Source organism: Mesorhizobium sp. M1338, assembly GCF_040318045.1.
GTDB lineage: Bacteria > Pseudomonadota > Alphaproteobacteria > Rhizobiales > Rhizobiaceae > Mesorhizobium.
In genome coordinates, this window is the sequence record NZ_JAMYLL010000036.1 from 1 (window position 1) to 17,378 (window position 17,378).

Annotated in this window: 19 protein-coding genes and 1 tRNA gene; 8 read left to right on the forward strand and 12 right to left on the reverse strand. The window is 61.1% G+C overall.

The window, feature by feature from the left end:
* On the reverse strand, positions 1–892 hold an 892-nt coding region (locus NKH19_RS24430; RefSeq protein WP_352871226.1), incomplete at its 3' end, for a pilus assembly protein TadG-related protein.
* A 346-nt stretch (positions 893–1,238) separates the two neighbouring features.
* On the opposite strand from NKH19_RS24430, the gene NKH19_RS24435 reads away from it, so the two are divergent.
* Entirely contained in the window at positions 1,239–1,607 is a 369-nt protein-coding gene (locus tag NKH19_RS24435; RefSeq protein WP_352871228.1) for a hypothetical protein, read from the forward strand.
* 236 nt (positions 1,608–1,843) lie between these two features.
* On the opposite strand, the gene NKH19_RS24440 is transcribed toward NKH19_RS24435, so the two are convergent.
* Both NKH19_RS24440 and NKH19_RS24445 read right to left on the reverse strand, forming a co-directional pair.
* A complete protein-coding gene (locus NKH19_RS24440) occupies positions 1,844–2,257 on the reverse strand; it encodes a DUF6074 family protein (RefSeq protein ID WP_352871229.1) in 414 nt (137 codons plus the stop codon).
* A 64-nt stretch (positions 2,258–2,321) separates the two neighbouring features.
* On the reverse strand, positions 2,322–2,618 hold the full coding sequence (locus tag NKH19_RS24445; protein WP_352871230.1) for a DUF982 domain-containing protein: 297 nt from the start codon (positions 2,616–2,618) through the stop codon (positions 2,322–2,324).
* Positions 2,619–2,893: 275 nt separating this feature from the next.
* Between NKH19_RS24445 and map the strand changes: the two genes are divergently transcribed.
* The gene (gene map / locus NKH19_RS24450) at positions 2,894–3,721 is read left to right on the forward strand and encodes a type I methionyl aminopeptidase (RefSeq protein WP_352871232.1); all 828 of its coding nucleotides are present in this window, start codon (positions 2,894–2,896) and stop codon (positions 3,719–3,721) included.
* 26 nt (positions 3,722–3,747) lie between these two features.
* On the opposite strand, the gene NKH19_RS24455 is transcribed toward map, so the two are convergent.
* The 3 genes from NKH19_RS24455 to NKH19_RS24465 are packed head-to-tail and all read right to left on the reverse strand — an operon-like array spanning position 3,748 to position 6,728.
* Positions 3,748–5,073 (reverse strand): HAMP domain-containing sensor histidine kinase, encoded by a 1,326-nt coding sequence (locus NKH19_RS24455; RefSeq protein ID WP_352871233.1) that lies wholly within the window; start codon positions 5,071–5,073, stop codon positions 3,748–3,750.
* A complete protein-coding gene (locus NKH19_RS24460) occupies positions 5,070–5,831 on the reverse strand; it encodes a response regulator (RefSeq protein ID WP_352871235.1) in 762 nt (253 codons plus the stop codon). Before NKH19_RS24460 ends, NKH19_RS24455 begins: the two co-directional genes overlap by 4 nt.
* A gap of 39 nt (positions 5,832–5,870) precedes the next feature.
* Positions 5,871–6,728 (reverse strand): MipA/OmpV family protein, encoded by an 858-nt coding sequence (locus NKH19_RS24465; RefSeq protein ID WP_352871236.1) that lies wholly within the window; start codon positions 6,726–6,728, stop codon positions 5,871–5,873.
* A gap of 250 nt (positions 6,729–6,978) precedes the next feature.
* Here NKH19_RS24465 and radC point away from each other — a divergent pair, with 250 nt between their 5' ends.
* Positions 6,979–7,740 (forward strand): RadC family protein, encoded by a 762-nt coding sequence (gene radC, locus NKH19_RS24470; protein ID WP_352871237.1) that lies wholly within the window; start codon positions 6,979–6,981, stop codon positions 7,738–7,740.
* 60 nt (positions 7,741–7,800) lie between these two features.
* On the opposite strand, the gene NKH19_RS24475 is transcribed toward radC, so the two are convergent.
* Together NKH19_RS24475 and tig are read right to left on the reverse strand one after the other, a co-directional pair.
* Positions 7,801–8,325 (reverse strand): hypothetical protein, encoded by a 525-nt coding sequence (locus NKH19_RS24475; protein WP_352871238.1) that lies wholly within the window; start codon positions 8,323–8,325, stop codon positions 7,801–7,803.
* Positions 8,326–8,487: 162 nt separating this feature from the next.
* Positions 8,488–9,963, reverse strand: a complete 1,476-nt coding sequence (gene tig / locus NKH19_RS24480) for a trigger factor (RefSeq protein ID WP_352871239.1) — start codon at positions 9,961–9,963, stop codon at positions 8,488–8,490.
* A gap of 357 nt (positions 9,964–10,320) precedes the next feature.
* On the opposite strand from tig, the gene NKH19_RS24485 reads away from it, so the two are divergent.
* Positions 10,321–10,405: transfer RNA gene (locus NKH19_RS24485), tRNA-Leu, on the forward strand.
* Between the two features lie 102 nt (positions 10,406–10,507).
* Here NKH19_RS24485 and NKH19_RS24490 read toward each other — a convergent pair.
* Positions 10,508–10,702, reverse strand: coding sequence for a hypothetical protein (locus tag NKH19_RS24490; RefSeq protein ID WP_352871241.1), 195 nt, complete (start codon positions 10,700–10,702; stop codon positions 10,508–10,510).
* Between the two features lie 354 nt (positions 10,703–11,056).
* Here NKH19_RS24490 and NKH19_RS24495 point away from each other — a divergent pair, with 354 nt between their 5' ends.
* Positions 11,057–11,554, forward strand: a complete 498-nt coding sequence (locus NKH19_RS24495; protein ID WP_352871242.1) for an acetylglutamate kinase — start codon at positions 11,057–11,059, stop codon at positions 11,552–11,554.
* A 65-nt stretch (positions 11,555–11,619) separates the two neighbouring features.
* On the opposite strand, the gene NKH19_RS24500 is transcribed toward NKH19_RS24495, so the two are convergent.
* The 3 genes from NKH19_RS24500 to NKH19_RS24510 are packed head-to-tail and all read right to left on the reverse strand — an operon-like array spanning position 11,620 to position 14,794.
* On the reverse strand, positions 11,620–13,068 hold the full coding sequence (locus NKH19_RS24500; protein ID WP_352871243.1) for an aromatic amino acid lyase: 1,449 nt from the start codon (positions 13,066–13,068) through the stop codon (positions 11,620–11,622).
* A gap of 26 nt (positions 13,069–13,094) precedes the next feature.
* Positions 13,095–13,679: a GDYXXLXY domain-containing protein gene (locus tag NKH19_RS24505; protein ID WP_352871244.1), complete on the reverse strand. Its 585-nt coding sequence runs from the start codon at positions 13,677–13,679 to the stop codon at positions 13,095–13,097.
* Positions 13,676–14,794 carry a DUF2157 domain-containing protein gene (locus tag NKH19_RS24510; RefSeq protein WP_352871246.1) on the reverse strand — a complete coding sequence of 373 codons (1,119 nt, stop codon included), beginning with the start codon at positions 14,792–14,794 and terminating at the stop codon, positions 13,676–13,678. Before NKH19_RS24510 ends, NKH19_RS24505 begins: the two co-directional genes overlap by 4 nt.
* A gap of 236 nt (positions 14,795–15,030) precedes the next feature.
* Between NKH19_RS24510 and NKH19_RS24515 the strand changes: the two genes are divergently transcribed.
* The 3 genes from NKH19_RS24515 to trmFO all read left to right on the forward strand — a co-directional run bounded on the left by NKH19_RS24515 (position 15,031) and on the right by trmFO (position 17,344).
* Positions 15,031–15,171 carry a DUF1127 domain-containing protein gene (locus tag NKH19_RS24515; protein WP_013531315.1) on the forward strand — a complete coding sequence of 47 codons (141 nt, stop codon included), beginning with the start codon at positions 15,031–15,033 and terminating at the stop codon, positions 15,169–15,171.
* A gap of 49 nt (positions 15,172–15,220) precedes the next feature.
* On the forward strand, positions 15,221–15,361 hold the full coding sequence (locus NKH19_RS24520) for a DUF1127 domain-containing protein (protein WP_023757605.1): 141 nt from the start codon (positions 15,221–15,223) through the stop codon (positions 15,359–15,361).
* A gap of 570 nt (positions 15,362–15,931) precedes the next feature.
* A complete protein-coding gene (gene trmFO / locus NKH19_RS24525; protein ID WP_352871249.1) occupies positions 15,932–17,344 on the forward strand; it encodes a methylenetetrahydrofolate--tRNA-(uracil(54)-C(5))-methyltransferase (FADH(2)-oxidizing) TrmFO in 1,413 nt (470 codons plus the stop codon).
* Positions 17,345–17,378 lie beyond the last annotated feature (34 nt).

Consider the following 17,378-nt stretch of genomic DNA (forward strand, 5'->3'; position numbering starts at 1 on the left):
TCACTCCGCTGCCGGTAATGGCCGCGTTGGCGTTTATCTTGAAGTTGCCCTGGACGATATAGACGCCGGGCGAAAGCGTGACATTACCATTGAGGTTCATGCCACCGCAGTAGGTCCCGGGCTGGATTGTCTGCGTCGTTTTGTTGCCGTTAACATTCTTGCACGGATTGCTGGCCGCAGGCGTTGGCAGGTCGGCAAATGGATCGGCGGCAGGCAGTGCCTGGGTGATCGGGGCCGCGCAGACGGTGGTGACGGGATTGCTGAGAGAGACGCCGCCCGCTGATATCAGGCAATCGACCTGGAGGTGCGCCGAGCCCTGAAGATTGATGGCGTCGGGGGCGTTCGAATTGGTCATGATGACGCAGTGTGTGAAATTCACGCTGGTATTGCCGGAAAACTGTACAGCCTGCGGGGCGGTCGGATCGAGTGCGGTTAAGCAGGACTTCGAGGCATCGGTGATGAGGGCCACCGCTCTCGCCTGTTCGGGAACCTGGCTCTGCGTGAAGATCAAGGTGAACATCCGGTCGAGGTTCTGGCCGACGATCACCTCGACCGCTTTCTTCGCCGTATTCGGTCCCGACGCCGGCGGCGTGTTGACGACGATCGTGCCCGAGCCAAGGCCATTCGTGGCAGCCGACTGGGTCGCGGCCGCGACGATGCTCGGCTTGTTGGGACCCGAGATCTGTTCGAGCGCGCCAGCATAGGCGGCGGCATCGGCCATCGCCTGCAATCTCAGGCTGTTGTAGTACCAATACGAGGTCTCGACACCGAAGCCGGCGGAGCCGACAACGATCGGCAAGGTCAGGGCGAAGATCGTGGCAACATTTGCGCCGGTGCCCCGGCATATACCGTTTGCGATAAGTCGAATCCGGGTGAAGCAATTGAAGGCCATGACGTAGATTAGAAAGCACGCATATGTGAACGAATGGCTAAAAAGTTCAGTTCATTTTTTGTCAGCGATCTATTGTCCCCCAAAAGAAGGGGTTCGTTGGCTGATCGACGGGCATTGAAGGCAGCAAGACGACCAAAAAAGCCCGTATCCCGCGTGGCGATAGTTTACTGTTTGCTAACAGCGCAATTGCAGAGACGGCGGCAAATGACCCGCTATGGGGCAATCGGCCGGCTCGCGTTGGCGATAGGACTTATGCGCGGCAAACCGGGACCAAGGTCCGTCTGGCGGGTTCATCGACGCCGTCGCATGATTTATCGAGCGGGACGGCCGACTCGAAGGATGGACCATGAAAAATCGAACGAATCTGCTCGCAGCGGTCGCGGCGCTCACACTTCTCGCCTCTTCGGCGTTTGCTGGTCCTGGCGGCAATGGCAATGGCGGCGGCAACGGCAACGGCGGTGCGAACGGCAACGGCGGGAATTCAGCTGGAGCTGGATCGCAGGGGCATGGAGCTGCGACATCCACGGCGGCAAAAGATCCTTCCACCAGCGGTTTGACAAAGGCGCTCAGCGTCGTGGCGACCACGCCGGCATCACCGCAGGCCACGCTGTCCCTGCAGGCAGCCCTGGACAAGCTTTTGGCCAAGAACGCAACTGAAGATCCGGCAGACACGACGGATGACTCATCGGACGAGATCACTGGCTCTACGGAATAGATAGCTTTGGGGTAGTCACGCTTTGACGTGACACTCCTTGTGGCCCGCGCCGGTTCGCCGGTGCGGGCTTTTTTCATAGTCGCGTATCTTGGCGGCCGTGCGGGGCCGGCGCCAGCAAGTCACGGCGGCGACAGCGACCGTCTTAGCGCGTCCCGCCTGCGATGCGTTCAGCCGGATACCATGCCGCTCGAACCCATGCAGCCATGCGGCGCTGCCCCATAGCCACGAAATTTGTTTCAAGCGGAAAGAATTGGCATCGTCTCCGCACCCATATCGGCCAACATCTCTCTCTGTACGGCCAGGAAGAACCTGCGCACCTCGTCGCCGGCTGCTGTTCTGTCCCTGCCGGATCCGGCAACGAGGTCCAGCAACTCCGACGCCTTGGCCCTCCAGAAGGAGGTTGCGGTCTCGCCATGCAGATTGCCTAACTTGGCGGCAACCTCCCTGACCAAGAATACCTGACGGTCGATCGGGAACGCACGAACTTTTTCTGAGGACATCTTCCGAACCATGAGACTGACGCAACGAATCAACCATTGCCAACAAGCAATGGCGTAGCCGGCAAGGTGGAAACGGATGCTTAACGGGGCTGACGCTGGTGCATCCTGGTGCGGGTTCGTCGGGGACGAGACAGGCGCAGTGGTACGCATCGCCCCGTGCCTTCAAACGCGATCGTTGGCGTTGCAATCGGACAAGGCGAAACGGTGGCAGCCCTCAGGCCTGGAGCGCCCTCGACCCACCGCCGCGCCTGCGCGGCGTCATCATGTCCCTGGCCATCAGTCCGCTCGCCCGGCAAAACGCCATGAACGCCCGGCACGCATCCTCGGTCTTGACCACGTCCACCGTGGCGCCAAAGCAGGCGTTGAACGCTTTCTGATAGATCGGGCCTTGACGGCGCGCCGGCCAGTCCTGGAGAAAATCGAGCGCCTGTTCGACCCCGTAGATCTCCTCGACTGGCAGGCCGGGCGCGGGTGCGATGCGCACCGGCACCTCGAATTGCAGTCTGTCCATTCCACTTCTCCCGAACCGGCGTCACCGGGGCGGCAACGCCGTTCGTCGTCAAAAGCTGCTTTGACCGCTTTTGGCCGAGAAATGTGTCGTCACTTGGGATGACCAGAAAGGAAAACCGGGCAAAAACCGGCTAGACATCGCCCCATGCACGAGGAATTTCCCGAAGCGCGGCCGCGTTGGGCAGTTCTTCCTTGAACCTTCTGCCCTCAAGTGCCAAATCTGGGGAGATCTTCACATCGGCTCTCCTGCCGGGCCCTATCGCCTACACGGACAAAATGGTCACCTATCTCGACGCAGCCACGGCACCACTCAGAAACACCGGCCAGATCCGCCTCTATGGCGAGGAAGGCTTTGCTGGCATGCGCAAGGCATGCGATCTCACCGCGCGCTGCCTCGACGAGCTGGTGCCGATGGTCGAGCCCGGCGTCACCACCGAAGCCATCGACCGCTTCGTCTTTGAATTCGGCATGGACCATGGCGCGCTGCCGGCGACACTCAACTATCGCGGCTACACGAAATCGTCCTGCACCTCGATCAATCATGTCGTCTGCCATGGCATCCCCGACAACAAGCCGCTCAAGGATGGCGACATCGTCAACATCGACGTCACCTACATCCTCGACGGCTGGCACGGCGATTCCTCGCGCATGTATCCAGTCGGCACGATCAAGCGCGCCGCCGAGCGCCTGCTCGAAGTCACGCATGAATGCCTGATGCGTGGTATTGCGGCGATCAGGCCCGGCGCCCGCACCGGCGCCATCGGTGCTGCCATCCAGACCTATGCCGAGGGCGAGCGCTGCTCTGTGGTGCGCGACTTCTGCGGCCACGGCGTCGGCCAGCTTTTCCATGATGCGCCGAACATCCTGCACTATGGCAGTGCCAATGAGGGCGTCGAGATGCGGCCCGGCATGATCTTCACCGTCGAGCCGATGATCAATCTCGGCCGGCCGCACGTGAAGGTTCTGTCGGACGGCTGGACCGCGGTGACGCGCGACCGCTCGCTGTCGGCGCAATACGAGCACACGATCGGCGTCACCGACACCGGTTGCGAGATTTTCACGCTGTCGCCAAAAAAGCTCGACCGTCCGGGCCTGCCGGCTTAGAGCGCATCTTGCCCGGCGGAGGCCGTCTATGCCGACTGCACATCCGCGGCATTCGGCAGGTCGATGGTGACGACCAGTCCGCTGGGCTGGTTATCCTGCAATTCGATCCTGCCGCCGTGACCCTGGACGATGTCGGCAACGATCGAGAGGCCCAGACCGAAGCCATGCTTCGATGCAATGCCGCGCGACGCATCTTCCTTGAAGAATGGTTCGAAAACACGAGCACGTGCCGTCATTGGAATACCCGGCCCGTCGTCCCCTACCGTGATGCGCGCCGCCGTGCCGGTCGCTGTCAAGGCGACCGTGACATTGCCAGCGAATTTGACCCCGTTGTCGCAAAGATTGGCGATCGCACGCGCCAATGCATTGGGCTTGCACCAGCCCAGGAGCCGGTCCGGCCCAGAGTATGAGACAGGAAATCCGACATCGGAGAATTCGGCGCAGACGGTTTGCAGAACGCTGGCAATGTCGGCGCGCTGCAGCTTCTCCGTCGAAACATCGTTGCGCAGATAGGTTAGGGTCTCGTCGATCAGGATTTCGATGTGCTGGACATCGGACAGGATTGCGGTTCGGATTGGGCCATCATCCATGCGCTCGGCGCGAAGCCGCAGCCGCGTCAAAGGCGTGCGCAGATCATGACTGACGCTGCGCAACATGCGCGTGCGGTTTTCGATCATCGTGCGGATGCGCGTCCTCATCCTGTTCAGGGCGCGCGCCAGCCCTACCATTTCAATGGAGCCGTGTTCGACGAAGAGCTGGTCGCTATTCTCAATCTCGGCTGAACCGACTGCCGCCGAGATGCGCTTCAACGGATCCGTCACGGCCCAAACCGCAAACAGCCAGATCAGCACCGGCAAGGCGACGAAAGCCATGAACCTATAGAACGAGGCACGGACGAGGCCCGATGTCAGCCAGGAATCGGGCATGCCGAAATGGGCCAGGACGTCCCGCTGGTCCAGGTCGATGACAAACGCGTATCGGCCGCCGATCCTTATCCAGCGTCCGTCAACCGTCCCCCTGTCGATACGCAAAAGCCATTCGATACTTCGCCATTGCAGATAGGACTGGGGAATGCCGCGTATCTGGTCCTTGGGCAATATCTCGAAATCAAAGCCGGCCCGCTTTGCTGTCGCCAGAATTGCGCCACGCGCCTCCGCCGGCGTTTCTTGCAACAAGGCAGCAACAACGGCCGCACGCCTTGCGTTATCTTCCACGGCGGGAAGGTCGACATTCTCTATGAAACTCTCGACGACCGAACCGACGAACATGATCACGATCACCGCCATGAAAATGATCGCCACAAACTGCCCACGCACGGACTGTGGCAAGAAAAGGCGGATGAAACCCTTCATGCTTCCTCCACCGTCGCGGTAAAGATGTAGCCACCCAACCGAACGGTCCTCAAAAGCACCGGATCGCGCGCGTCCTTTTCGATCTTCCTGCGGATCCGGCTGATATGGACATCGACGCTACGCTCGATCGGCCCTGCGAGCCCGGCATGGGTTACGCCCAGAAGTTCCTCGCGCGAGAGAACCCGGCCCGCATTGCGACAAAACGCAAGCAACAGGTCGAATTCATGCGTCGTGGTCGTAACCCGCGCATTGTTGGGGTCATGCAATTGCCGGCGTATGGGATCGAGGCGCCAGCCGTTGAAACGAAGCACCTTCGACCAGTCCCGCTCGTCTGGAGCATAGGCTGTACGGCGCAGCAGCGCCCGTATCCTGGCCGTCAGTTCGCGCGCGCTGAACGGTTTCGTCACATAGTCGTCCGCGCCGATTTCCAGCCCGAAGATGCGGTCGATTTCCTCACCGAGCGCGGTCAGCATCAGGATCGGAATGTTGGTTCCGGCACGAAGGCGGCGGCAGATATTGAGACCGTTTTCACCCGGCAGCATGACATCCAGCACGATGAGATCGAATTTCTGGTTGCGAAGCGCGGCGTTCATCTGGACGCCGCTCTCGGCAATTTCCACGATCATGCCGTTGTCGGTGAGCGTCTCGCCCAGCATGCGCGCGATCTCGATATCGTCTTCGACTATGAGGATACGCGAACCTTGCTTCGCCGATCTGGATTCGGCGCTCAAATCGCTTTGGTGCCGTTGCTGCGCCATGTCGGAATTTGTCTAGCCTGCATTGATGCCTGGTAGGCGTCAGAACCGATATCCGACGAGAAGCATCCCTGAAGGCTGGATCTTTTCGACGACAACGGGGCTGTCGGCAGCGTCACCCAAGAGAACGCCGACCCCCGCTTCGCCGCGCACCATCCAGTTCTCGTCGAGCATATATGTGGCGGAAATCGAAAAATCGGCACGCTTCAAACCGGCGCCGGCATCATAGCGCGCCAGCCCGGAGCGAGCCGATTGTTCGGCCGTGACGCCAAAATAGGCCTGCATGTAATTTTCGTCGGCAAAGACGACGGACGCGCTGGCGCCGATCATCAACGATTGAGACAGAGGCCGGGTCACCTCGATCCCCACCCTGCCCTCCAGGCCATCGCTGCCGCCGATGGTCTTGTCCAGCTGCGCGAATATTTCGGCCGGACCGAACTTCGCCGCTGCCTTCACGCCGACCGTCGCGCCCATGTCGACATCCCCCAAGCCGCGCAGATGGTCGGAGTCGTCTTCCTTGCGGCCCATCTCATAGCCAAGCCGCCCGCTGAACGCGAACGGTCCTTGTTCATAAACGGCGATGTTGGCACCTGTGGGGTCGATCGTCACCGTGTCGAGGAATGTCGCCGTGACGAAAGGCACCGGCATGATCTTGAACTCATTGCTGCCCTCGTATTTGGGGACGATGATGGCGCCGCCGCCGAGCACGACATGCCAGTCGGACAGTTTCTGTTCGAAGCGCGCGAAACGGGAAGGCTCGGGCGGCAGGGTAAAATCATCGGAATTCACCGCAATGGCGTCTGCCGCCAGCGCGCCCTCCGAATGCGTTGAAAACAGGATTGCCATGGCCGCAAGAGATGCCCGGCCGGCAAATAGTCCAGAGTCAATTTTGGCGAACATGCGTGCTCCAGTATAGCGAGGCAATGAGCCTCCGATGGCGTCACCATGTCAGGTGAAAGTGGCCGCATGCGTTAAGTGATGTTAAGTTTTGTTGCGCAATCGTGGTTTCATCTTGCCGTATAGGGAAGCCACAGACTGACAGCGGAGCTTGCACGATCTGCCGTGGATCGTCTCGCGATCGGAGAACAGAACTGTTTCAATCCAGGCCAGAACAGCTCTAATGTCTGCGCTGGAGCAATGTGGGCGGGGTATGGGGAACACAAGCGACGACGACGAGCGGAGTTTCTTCTCCGAAGCGCCGATGCGGCCTGCGGCGAAAGCCAAGGCGACGCTCGACGAAAAGCCGCATTACCTCGGCCATCGCGACCGCTTGCGCGAGCGCTTTGCCTTGGCGGGTGCGGATGCCCTGCCCGACTACGAACTTCTGGAACTTCTGCTCTTTCGACTGATCCCTCGTGCCGACACCAAACCGGCGGCCAAGGCGCTGCTGGCACGCTTCGGCACGCTGGCCGAAGTGCTTGGCGCCCCGGTGGGCCTGCTGCAGGAGGTCAAGGGCATCGGCCCTGCGGTGGCACTCGACCTGAAAATCGTTACCGCAACGGCGCAGCGTATGGCACGCGGCGAGGTCCACGGCCGCGAGATCCTCTCGTCCTGGCAGCAGCTTCTCGACTATTGCCGCTCAGCAATGGCATTCGAGGCGCGCGAGCAGTTCCGCATCCTGTTCCTCGACAAGAAGAACGCGCTGATCGCCGATGAGGTGCAGCAGACAGGCACCGTCGACCACACGCCTGTCTACCCGCGAGAAGTGATCAAGCGCGCGCTCGAGCTCTCGGCGACCGCCATTATCCTGGTGCATAATCATCCGTCAGGCGATCCAACACCATCACGCGCCGATATCGAGATGACAAAGGAAATCATCGACGCCGGCAAGCGGCTGGGCGTCGCCGTGCATGACCACATCATCATCGGGCGAAAAGGCTATTCCAGCATGAAGGGCCTGCTGCTGATCTGAGTGGTGAGTTCCAAAAGGTGAGCGCCTGAGCAAGTCGTGCCGCTTTGGCCCGCGCTCCGGTCACGGCGGATCGGTGTTGCAGCTGCCGGCCACCTGGTTAACCGCTTCACCGAACCCGGCGAGGTTGAAATCGGCCTCGCCGCGTCCCGACAGCAGCCCGAAGCGCCACGAAAGCTGGAGCCGGTTCGCGGCAACAAGGCGCCTGATGCCATCGGCGCCATCGCGCACCAGCATCCTGCCGCGCGGCCCGACCGACCAGCTCTCATCGAACTTGCTACCCTGGTCGAGCGTGACCGACATGGTGATCTTGCGGCTGGCCGAGACACCGTCATTCAGTTGCAGCCATTCGGTCCAATGCGGCTCGCCGTTTGCCCGGCAGGCAATCGTCAGGATCGGGCTGTAGCTCAAGGCACCGCCACCGGTGATCAGCTTGTTGGTGGCATAGAGCGAGGCTGTGACGAGGCCGTCCTCGCCCGTTTCGAACCGCCAATTGTCAAGCACGGCTTCGGCACGGGCAATGCCGCAGACCGAGACCAGGATCAACGCAACCGCGGCAGCGTGCCCCACTTCGACGAATAGCCTCAACACGTCCTCCAACAACCCAAGCGGCTGCAATAGAAGCGCAGATAATGATCAAAGCTTGGTCGCCACAGGCCGTCGTGCGCAAAGCGCACCGGCTGTTGCAGTTTGGCAACGAAAAAGGCCGCCTCGAGGGCGGCCTTCTCCTGTTCCAGTGAAATGCTGGTGTTATTCGGCGTCCTTGGCGGCCTTCTTCTTCGGCGCGGCCTTCTTCTTGGGCTCTTCGGCGTCGTCGGCCTTCTTCTCGTCGGCCTTCTTGGCGGCGGCTTTCTTCGCCGGCTTCGCCTTGACGGCGGTTTCGTCCTCCTCGTCGTCGGCCATCAGCTCTTCCTTGCTGACCTTGACGTCGGTAACCGAAATCTGGCCGAGCAGATGATCGACCACCTTCTCCTCGAACATCGGCGCCCGCAGCGTGTTCAACGCTTCCGGGTTGTTGCGGTAGAATTCGAAGACTTCCTGCTGCTGGTTGCCCGGATAGCGGCGCACCTGCTCGAACAGGCCGCGCTGCAGCTCTTCGTCCGATACGGTGACGCCGGCCTTCTCGCCGATTTCAGCCAGCACCAGGCCGAGGCGCACGCGGCGCTCGGCGAGACGCAGATACTCGGCACGTGCCTCTTCTTCCGTCGTCTCTTCATCGGCGAAAGTGCGTCCGGCCGCTTCCAGGTCGCGATTGACCTGCGCCCAGATGTTGTTGAACTCGGCCTCGACGAGCTTCGACGGAGCCTCGAACGAGTAGGACGCGTCGAGTTGGTCGAGCAGCTGGCGCTTGACCTTCTGGCGCGTCATGGCGCCGAACTGGTTCTCGATCTGGCCGCGCACGACGTCGCGCAGGCGCTCCAGCGACTCCAGGCCGAGGTTCTTGGCGGTCTCGTCGTTGATTTCGAGCGCGCCGGGCTGGGACACTTCCTTGACGGTGACGTCGAAGGTCGCTTCCTTGCCGGCAAGATGCGCCGCCTGGTAGTTTTCCGGGAAGGTCACGGTGACCTGCTTTTCGTCACCAGCCTTGGCGCCGACAAGCTGATCCTCGAAGCCGGGGATGAACTCCTTCGAGCCCAGCACCAGCGGCTGATCGGTGCCGGCGCCGCCGCTGAAGGCCTCGCCGTCGATCTTGCCGACATAATCGATGGAGACGCGGTCGCCAATGGCGGCCTTGCCGGTCTTCGGCTCGTAGCTGCGCGCCGATTCAGCAACGCGCTGGACCTGCTCGTCGATCTCGGTATCCGGCACGTCGAATACCTGGCGTGTCACCTTGATGTCGGAAAAGTCCTTGATCTCGATCGCCGGAATGATCTCGTAGTTGAGGCGGAACTCGAAATCGGCGCCGCCGGCCAGGATCTTCTCGGCTTCCTTCTCGTCCTCGGTCATGATGACTTCGGGCTGCATGGCAGCCTTTTCGCCGCGCCCGGTGATGATCGAACGGGTCGAATCGTTGAGGATCTCATTGACCACTTCCGCCATGAACGACTTGCCGTAGACCTTGCGCAGGTGCTGCACCGGCACCTTGCCGGGACGGAAACCGTTGATGCGGACCTTGTTCCTGGCATCCGAAAGCCGCGCCATCAGCTTGGCTTCCATGTCACCGGCCGGCACGGTGATCTTGATCTCGCGCTTGAGACCGGAGTTGAGCGTTTCGGTGACCTGCATCGTAAAACCTTTGTTTTCACCAATGAGACTGCACGGCCTCTGCCGTTTACAGCCTGCCGGTATATTCTTGCCGGGAATGGCTTTTGGTACGGAACCTGGCGATTTGACCGAAAATACGGCTCAAACTCTCCCAAACTGCGTTCCAAAATGTGAATAAGTTCTTGTTTTTCCTACTTCTTATCACATTCTGTAGAAGCGGATCGTCGCGTCCCGTCACATTTGACACGCCTTTTGTCACAGGCGAGGCTAATTTTCAACAGTCTTCGCATTTCGGCGAATAACCAACATTTTGGTCCTAACCCAACATCTCGTCTCTGACATTGACAGAATGATGGCTACATGGGATTGCCGGTTCATGCGGATGTGGCGGAACTGGTAGACGCCCTGGATTTAGGTTCCAGTGCCGAAAGGCGTGGGGGTTCGAGTCCCTTCATCCGCACCACCCTTCGCTCTTCGAGATTCCGGTGGCAGGCCACTCTTCGCGTGAAACGTGCAGCCTTGGCCCATCCCGCGCATACAGCGTGGGGCGGCAAGGCTTTGCCGCCTATTTCCTTACAATCCACTCCAGCAAGTCGGGATCGACCGTCGCAACGCCGGTGAATTCACGGATCATCAGCAAAGCAAATTCCTGCCATCGATCTTCAGGGATATTCTCTTCGATGATTGCTTTATGGAAAGCGCTTCGCAGGATGTCGCTGTCGAGCGCCGACACGCGGCAAAGTTCAAGATCCTGATCCATGATGCGAGCCTCCCATCCACGGGCGGGAGCACAACCGCACTCAATCACCGATGCCCACTACCCTCGCCCTGTGACATTGGGGATTCTAATCCGTCAGACGCTGGATTCAATGCGATGTACGGTTTCGTACCAATCGCAAAACTCGGCATTTTCGTTTCGACTCGGAACTTTTTAGCTACGGCTAATGTTAATGACAGCGGTACATCCTTCGGGAGATAGGGGCATGAATAGGCGCCTAGTACTCTTTTTCGCGGTCACAGCAGTGTTTATTTCGGCTGGACCATTACCCCTCACCTCCGCTCGCGCTGATGAACCGCAATCGGCGGGAGACGTTCGATCGGCAATGCGAAAGCTTTGGGAGGATCATATCACTTATACGCGCAATTACATTATCAGCGCACTGGCCTTCCGGATTCAGATGAGGTTGCCAAGCGCCTTCTGCGGAACCAGGATGACATCGGCGACGCAGTAAAACCTTACTACGGTGATGCGGCAGGTCAAAAACTGGCGATGCTGTTGAAGGACCACATCAAGATTGCAACGGACGTGGTCAAAGCGGCCAAATCAGGCAGCAAAAACAAGCTCGCGGCGGCTCAGAAGAAATGGACGGGCAATGCTGACGACATTGCCATATTTCTCAGCAAGGCCAATTCGAACTGGTCCGAACAAGACCTGAAGGAAATGCTGCACAAGCATCTGGAGCTGACGACCGGCGAGGTCGTTGGCCGGCTGAAAAAGGATTGGGCGGCGGATATCAAGTCCTATGACGAAGGCCACGTTCATATGTTGAAGTTCGCTGACATGCTGACGGACGGTATCGCCAAACAGTTCCCTGACAAGTTCAACGGCTGACTGCCGCGAGGCATGGTACGGTTTTGCTTCGCCGCGTAGCGATTTTACCCGCGCGGCATCTGCATCTACGCCGCGAACGCTCTCCCCGTGAACCACTCGGCCAGCTTTGCCAGCTCCGGCCCCAGCACGCGATCGTCGCCGACAGGCGGCACGATATTTCTGATTTCATCGACGAATGACCGCAGTGCCGGCGGCGGCGCGCGTTCGGTGACGTGCAGCGCCTGCGAGGCCATCATCGCCAGCATCGCCATGGCGGCATCGACGCAGCGGCCGGCGGTCGCTTCCTTGGTCCAGGCGAAGAACGCCGTCGTGGCGACATCGTCCTGTCCAGCACCGGCCGATTCCGTTCCAGGGATGAAGGTGCGCTGTGCCGCCAGCTTGGCCTGCTCGAGATAGCCGGTGATCGCCATCGGCACGTAGCCGACATTGCCGTGGCCGTCGCTGTCGGCCGAGTGCCGTCCGGTCATCAGGAGATCGGGCAGCAGCGACACCTTGCCGTTGAGGAGTTTTGAGGCGTGGCGGTCGCAGAGCAGGCAGATATCGGCCCATATCGCCGCCAGATCGTCCAGTGCCGGCGTCGCCATGGCATTGTGATAGCCGCCGGTGCTGATGCAGCGGCCGAGCGGATGTGCGTCGTCGGGAGGGATGTAGACCGGATTGTCCGATATGGAAGCCAGCGACACCGTGGCCGCTCGCTCCGCCGCCGACAGCGCTCGATGCGCCTGGCCGAGCACGCGCGGCACGATGCGGTAGCTGACCGGCGCCTGATAGTTGCGCCGCCCATCGCCGGCGCCGACCAGAAACTCCCGCAACCCCTGGAGGGCCGCCGCTTCATGTTCATCACCCCAAAGCGTGTCGAGGGCCGTATCGTAGTGCTCGAGCGGGGCGCGAAACGCTTCGATCGACAGCGCGAATACTTTTTGGGCCATCCCGATACGGCGGCGTGCCGCGAGCGCTGCGTCGGCCACCAGAGCAGCGGCGCAGGGCGAGCCGTTGATCAGCGAGCCGCGTTCCTTGACCTCCAGGTCGAAGCGCGTCGAAAGCTCGGCAAACAGCGGATAGAGCGCCAGGATTTCGCCGGCGCCGCCCTGGCCGGAAACCGGCACCATCGGCATCGGGCGGCCATCGAGCATTGCGGCCACGGCAAGCGCGATGCGCGGCGTGGTGGCGGCGTTGCCCTCGACGAAGTTCGTCAGGCGGGCAAGCACGATCGCCCGGACCACTCGCTCCGGCAGCGGGTCACCGAACGAGGTCGCGGCGGCGAACGCCTTGATGCGCGCATGGCGGTCCCGCTCATCGAGTTCGAGCCTGCGGCTCGCCAGCTCCCCCATGGCGGTGGTGACGCCATAGATGACTGGTGGCGGATCGGTTTCAATCAGCTTGAGGAACGAGGCACGGCATTCGGCGATGCGCCGCAGGGCCTTCTCGCCGATCTCCACCGTGTCCTTCTTCCAGGCGACGCGGAAAACAGTGTCGAGGTTGATCTCCTCACGCGTCGACAAGGTAACTGGCATGCTTCACACCACGGCAAACAAGGACATTAATAAAGCGGTTCCTCGAACAGCGTCTTGTCGCCGTCCACCAGCGCCTTGATCTGCGCGGTGCCGTCGCCGGCGAGCGCGAGGCGGATGCCGAACGGACGCACCCGCATGTCGTTCTGGATCGCCATCCCCTCGCCTTCCGGCAGATAGAAGCGCTCAATGCCGTAGTCCGGCGCGATGGTCATCGCTTCGCCCCGAAGATCCCAGCCCTCGGCGACATGGCCGGATATGTCAGCCTCGTCGGCGGCGGCCGGCGTTGGCGCCTTGCCGAACCAGGCTGTCGTCGGCTGCCAATAGCCGTCGGCGCCCTTCTTCAACCGGACGACAATCGACGTATCGTCGCTGGATAATTTGTCGGCCGGAATGTCAGCGATCATTTTCACCGGTATCCGCGAAATCTCGTAGCCGAGGATAATGTAGTCGCCGCGCAGGAGGTCGCGCGGATCGACGGGCTCGATCTTCAGCAGCACTTCCTTGCCGTTGCGCAGGATCGCCGCTCGGCCGGCGATGATCCAGCTCAGGAAGCCTATCTGGACAAGCGCCAGCACCAGCGCCGAGATAACAAGTCTTTTCCCGGCGATCATGCCGTGGCTCCCGTGGTGATTGGGCCCTTCATGCGCTTTTCCACGCGAATGATGACCAGCGCAAGGATGCCGAGCAGCACCGCGGCGGCCAGGAAGAAGCCGGCCGTATCGAGCATCGATTGCAAGGTCACCACATAGATGATGGCGAGTTCGAAGGCGAAGCCGGCATAGGCAAGCCAGCGCAACCCACGGCTCTCCCGTCCTGCCAGCACGATTGCCGCGACGATGCCGGCAAGCGCGACTACCGAAGCGATGGCGAAACCGCTGTTGTAGCTGCTCTCGTCGGCCAGTTCGAACTGGATCATCGCCAGGCCGGTGAGGAAGCCGAGCAACGCGTGCAAGGGCAAACGGCCGCCAAGCTGCACGATCCTGTCGACCGGGCCCGGCGCGAAGACAGAAGCCGCAAACAGCAGCGCCGCGACGACGACCAGCGGGATCGCCACCTGCAGCGTATCGTGGTTGGAGACCAGCAGCACCAGATAGAACAGCACCGACAGGATGATCAGGTGCCGCGCCGGCTGGCTGCGGGTCCAGAACGAGACGGCAAACAGCACGATCGCCATGGGGACGAAGGCATGCGGAAATTCGCTGCGGCTGTAGTAATCGAAGCCCTTCAGAAACAGCCAGGCATCGGCGATGCCGACAGAAGCCACCGTCAGCGGGTTCGAACGCAGCGCCACCGCCGCCAACGCCGTGCCGGCGCCCCAGGTGATCAGGGCCGATGCCTCGTCGCCGGACAGATGATACATCTGGCTGATCAGTGCGATCGAGCCGCCGAAAGCCGCCGCCGCCACGATCCACAGCGCCTCGCCAATCGCCGCATGGTCGCGGGTCTTCAACAGCGCGCCACCGACGTAGCCGCCAAGGATGACCACGAACAGTGCCGCCACGCGCGCCAGCCGCGGGATCGCGTCCCAGTTGGCGGCGACGAAAATCAGGATGGCGGCGCCGAACAACAAGGCAGCCATCATCGCCAGGATCGAGCCGAAGCTGAACGACTTGCGCTCGTTGGCCTCGACATCGCGCGCCAGGGATTCGGCAATGGTGGCGTCGATCAGCCCGGCTTGCCGCCACCGCGCGATATCCGCCCTGACCCGCGACGAATAACTCGCCATGCCACTTCTCCCCCGGTTTGGTCTTTTTTTCAGCCGACCCGGCCAAACCGTTAACGCAACGGCATTTTCCGATTCGGGTTTCTTTGTGTCAGGTCCGTGAACGCGCGTTAATGCTGCATTGCACAATTTGCATTGCTGCCATGCAGCCATAGCGCTTTTAAATCGATATAGGCCCGCCTATCTATGGTTCGTACACAAACGGAATGATCCGCAAGAAAGACGAAACGAGAACTACCATGAACCTGATCCGCAACTACCGCAACTGGCGCCGCTACAGGGACACCGTGTCCGAGCTGAGCCGCCTGAGCAACCGTGAACTGACCGACCTCGGCATCAGCCGCAGCGACATTCCTTACGTCGCTCGCAAGGCGGTCTAACTCTTCGGACCGCGAATGGTCCGAACCAGTTTTGAAAAAGAGAACGACAATGAACCTGATCCGCAACTATCGTAACTGGCGCGTTTATCGCGAGACGGTTACCGAGCTGGGTCGCCTTTCGAACCGCCAGCTGCATGACCTCGGTATCGTCCGCGACGAAATCAAAGTCATCGCCCGCCGGGCGATCTAACCAGAATTTCGCCAGGGTCGACCTCCTCCCCGACCCTGACGAATCCGGTCAACCTTCACCTCCTCCCGAGGGTTGACCACCAAAACGGCGCCCGCCGCACCTCCTCCCGCGGCGGGCGTTGTTTCCCCGCAGCAAAACGAATTTTGCCCAAAAGGTTTCGCTCCTTTTCAAACTGCGAAAGAGATTTCGTCAAAGCCGACCTCCTCCCCGGCAATGACGAATAGGCCCGACCTTCACCTCCTCCCGAAGGTTGGCCATCAAAACGGCGCCCGCCGCACCTCCTCCCGCGGCGGGCGCTGTTTCCCCGGGGCAAAAACGAATTTTGCCCCAGAGGTTTCGCCCCTCGTAAAAACAGCGAAAGAGATTTCGTCAAAGCCGACCTCCTCCCCGGCAATGACGAATACGGTCGGCCTTCACCTCCTCCCGAGGGTCGACCCCAAAAACGACACCCGCCGGACCTCCTCCCCGGCGGGTGTTGTTGTATTCAGAGGTTGCTTCCCTGAGCTGTTGTTTGCCCCGCACCACGCACGGCAATTGCAATCGCCGCATCAAGCGATTATTCCGGCGCTCATGAGCAAAAATCCCATCCACATCATCGGCGGCGGCCTCGCCGGTTCCGAAGCCGCCTGGCAGGCAGCACAGGCTGGCGTTCCCGTCATCCTGCATGAAATGCGGCCCGTTCGCGGCACCGATGCACACAAGACCGATAGCCTGGCCGAGCTGGTCTGCTCCAATTCCTTCCGCTCCGACGACGCCGAAAACAACGCCGTCGGCCTGTTGCACGCCGAAATGCGGCTGGCCGGCTCGCTGATCATGAGCGCCGGCGATGCCAACCAGGTACCTGCCGGTGGTGCGCTTGCCGTAGACCGCGACGGATTCGCAGACGCGGTAACGAAAAAACTCGAAGCGCACCCGCTGATCACCATCCAGCGCGAGGAAGTGCCGGGCCTGCCACCGGCGGATTGGGACCAGGCAATCGTCGCCACCGGTCCGCTGACCGCGCCATCGCTTGCCCAGTCGATTGCGGAAGCGACCGGCGCCGATGCGCTGGCTTTCTTCGACGCCATCGCGCCGATCGTCCATTTCGACACGATCGACATGGATATTTGCTGGTTCCAGTCGCGCTACGACAAGGTCGGACCCGGCGGCACCGGCAAGGACTACATCAATTGTCCGATGGACAAGGACCAGTACCTTGCCTTCGTGCAAGCGCTGGTCGATGGCCAGAAGACTGAATTCAAGCAATGGGAAGGCACGCCCTATTTCGACGGCTGCCTGCCGATCGAGATCATGGCCGAGCGCGGCGTCGAGACGCTGCGCTACGGGCCGATGAAGCCGATGGGGCTGACCAATGCGCACAATCCGACGGTGAAGGCCTATGCCGTCGTCCAGCTACGGCAGGACAATGCACTGGGCACGCTCTACAATATGGTCGGTTTCCAGACCAAGCTGAAGCATGCCGAGCAGGTGCGCGTGTTCCGCACCATTCCGGGTCTCGAAACCGCCGATTTCGCCCGCCTCGGCGGCCTGCATCGCAACACCTACATCAACTCGCCGACCTTGCTCGACGCTTCGCTGCAGCTGAAGTCGCGCCCCGGCCTGCGCTTCGCCGGCCAGATCACCGGCTGCGAAGGCTATGTCGAAAGCGCCGCGATCGGCCTGCTCGCCGGGCGCTTCGCTGCCGCCGAGAGGCTCGGCCATGCACCATCGCTGCCGCCGCTCACCACGGCGTTCGGCGCGCTGCTCAACCACATCACCGGTGGCCACATCGTTTCGGATGACGAACCTGGAAAACGCTCCTTCCAGCCGATGAATGTCAATTTCGGCCTGTTCCCGCCCGTGGAGGCGCCGAAGACCGAGGGCAAACGCATGCGCGGCAAGGACAAAACCGTCGCCAAGCGCCACGCCATCACATCGCGCGCACGCGCCGATTGCCGGCAATGGCTGGGATTGGCGGCGCAAACAGCCGAAGCCGCTGAGTAGCCAGCTTCCTCCCTGAGTGGACCTTAGGCGTTCG

Excerpts from the sequence above, each read along its gene's own strand:
- NKH19_RS24435 (WP_352871228.1), top strand. The coding sequence starts at position 1,239 with ATGAAAAATCGAACGAATCTGCTCGCAGCGGTCGCGGCGCTCACACTT.
- NKH19_RS24440 (WP_352871229.1), bottom strand. The coding sequence starts at position 2,257 with ATGCGTACCACTGCGCCTGTCTCGTCCCCGACGAACCCGCACCAGGAT.
- NKH19_RS24445 (WP_352871230.1), bottom strand. The coding sequence starts at position 2,618 with ATGGACAGACTGCAATTCGAGGTGCCGGTGCGCATCGCACCCGCGCCC.
- map (WP_352871232.1), top strand. The coding sequence starts at position 2,894 with ATGGTCACCTATCTCGACGCAGCCACGGCACCACTCAGAAACACCGGC.
- NKH19_RS24455 (WP_352871233.1), bottom strand. The coding sequence starts at position 5,073 with ATGAAGGGTTTCATCCGCCTTTTCTTGCCACAGTCCGTGCGTGGGCAG.
- NKH19_RS24460 (WP_352871235.1), bottom strand. The coding sequence starts at position 5,831 with ATGGCGCAGCAACGGCACCAAAGCGATTTGAGCGCCGAATCCAGATCG.
- NKH19_RS24465 (WP_352871236.1), bottom strand. The coding sequence starts at position 6,728 with ATGTTCGCCAAAATTGACTCTGGACTATTTGCCGGCCGGGCATCTCTT.
- radC (WP_352871237.1), top strand. The coding sequence starts at position 6,979 with ATGGGGAACACAAGCGACGACGACGAGCGGAGTTTCTTCTCCGAAGCG.
- tig (WP_352871239.1), bottom strand. The coding sequence starts at position 9,963 with ATGCAGGTCACCGAAACGCTCAACTCCGGTCTCAAGCGCGAGATCAAG.
- NKH19_RS24490 (WP_352871241.1), bottom strand. The coding sequence starts at position 10,702 with ATGGATCAGGATCTTGAACTTTGCCGCGTGTCGGCGCTCGACAGCGAC.
- NKH19_RS24500 (WP_352871243.1), bottom strand. The coding sequence starts at position 13,068 with ATGCCAGTTACCTTGTCGACGCGTGAGGAGATCAACCTCGACACTGTT.
- NKH19_RS24505 (WP_352871244.1), bottom strand. The coding sequence starts at position 13,679 with ATGATCGCCGGGAAAAGACTTGTTATCTCGGCGCTGGTGCTGGCGCTT.
- NKH19_RS24510 (WP_352871246.1), bottom strand. The coding sequence starts at position 14,794 with ATGGCGAGTTATTCGTCGCGGGTCAGGGCGGATATCGCGCGGTGGCGG.
- NKH19_RS24515 (WP_013531315.1), top strand. The coding sequence starts at position 15,031 with ATGAACCTGATCCGCAACTACCGCAACTGGCGCCGCTACAGGGACACC.
- NKH19_RS24520 (WP_023757605.1), top strand. The coding sequence starts at position 15,221 with ATGAACCTGATCCGCAACTATCGTAACTGGCGCGTTTATCGCGAGACG.
- trmFO (WP_352871249.1), top strand. The coding sequence starts at position 15,932 with ATGAGCAAAAATCCCATCCACATCATCGGCGGCGGCCTCGCCGGTTCC.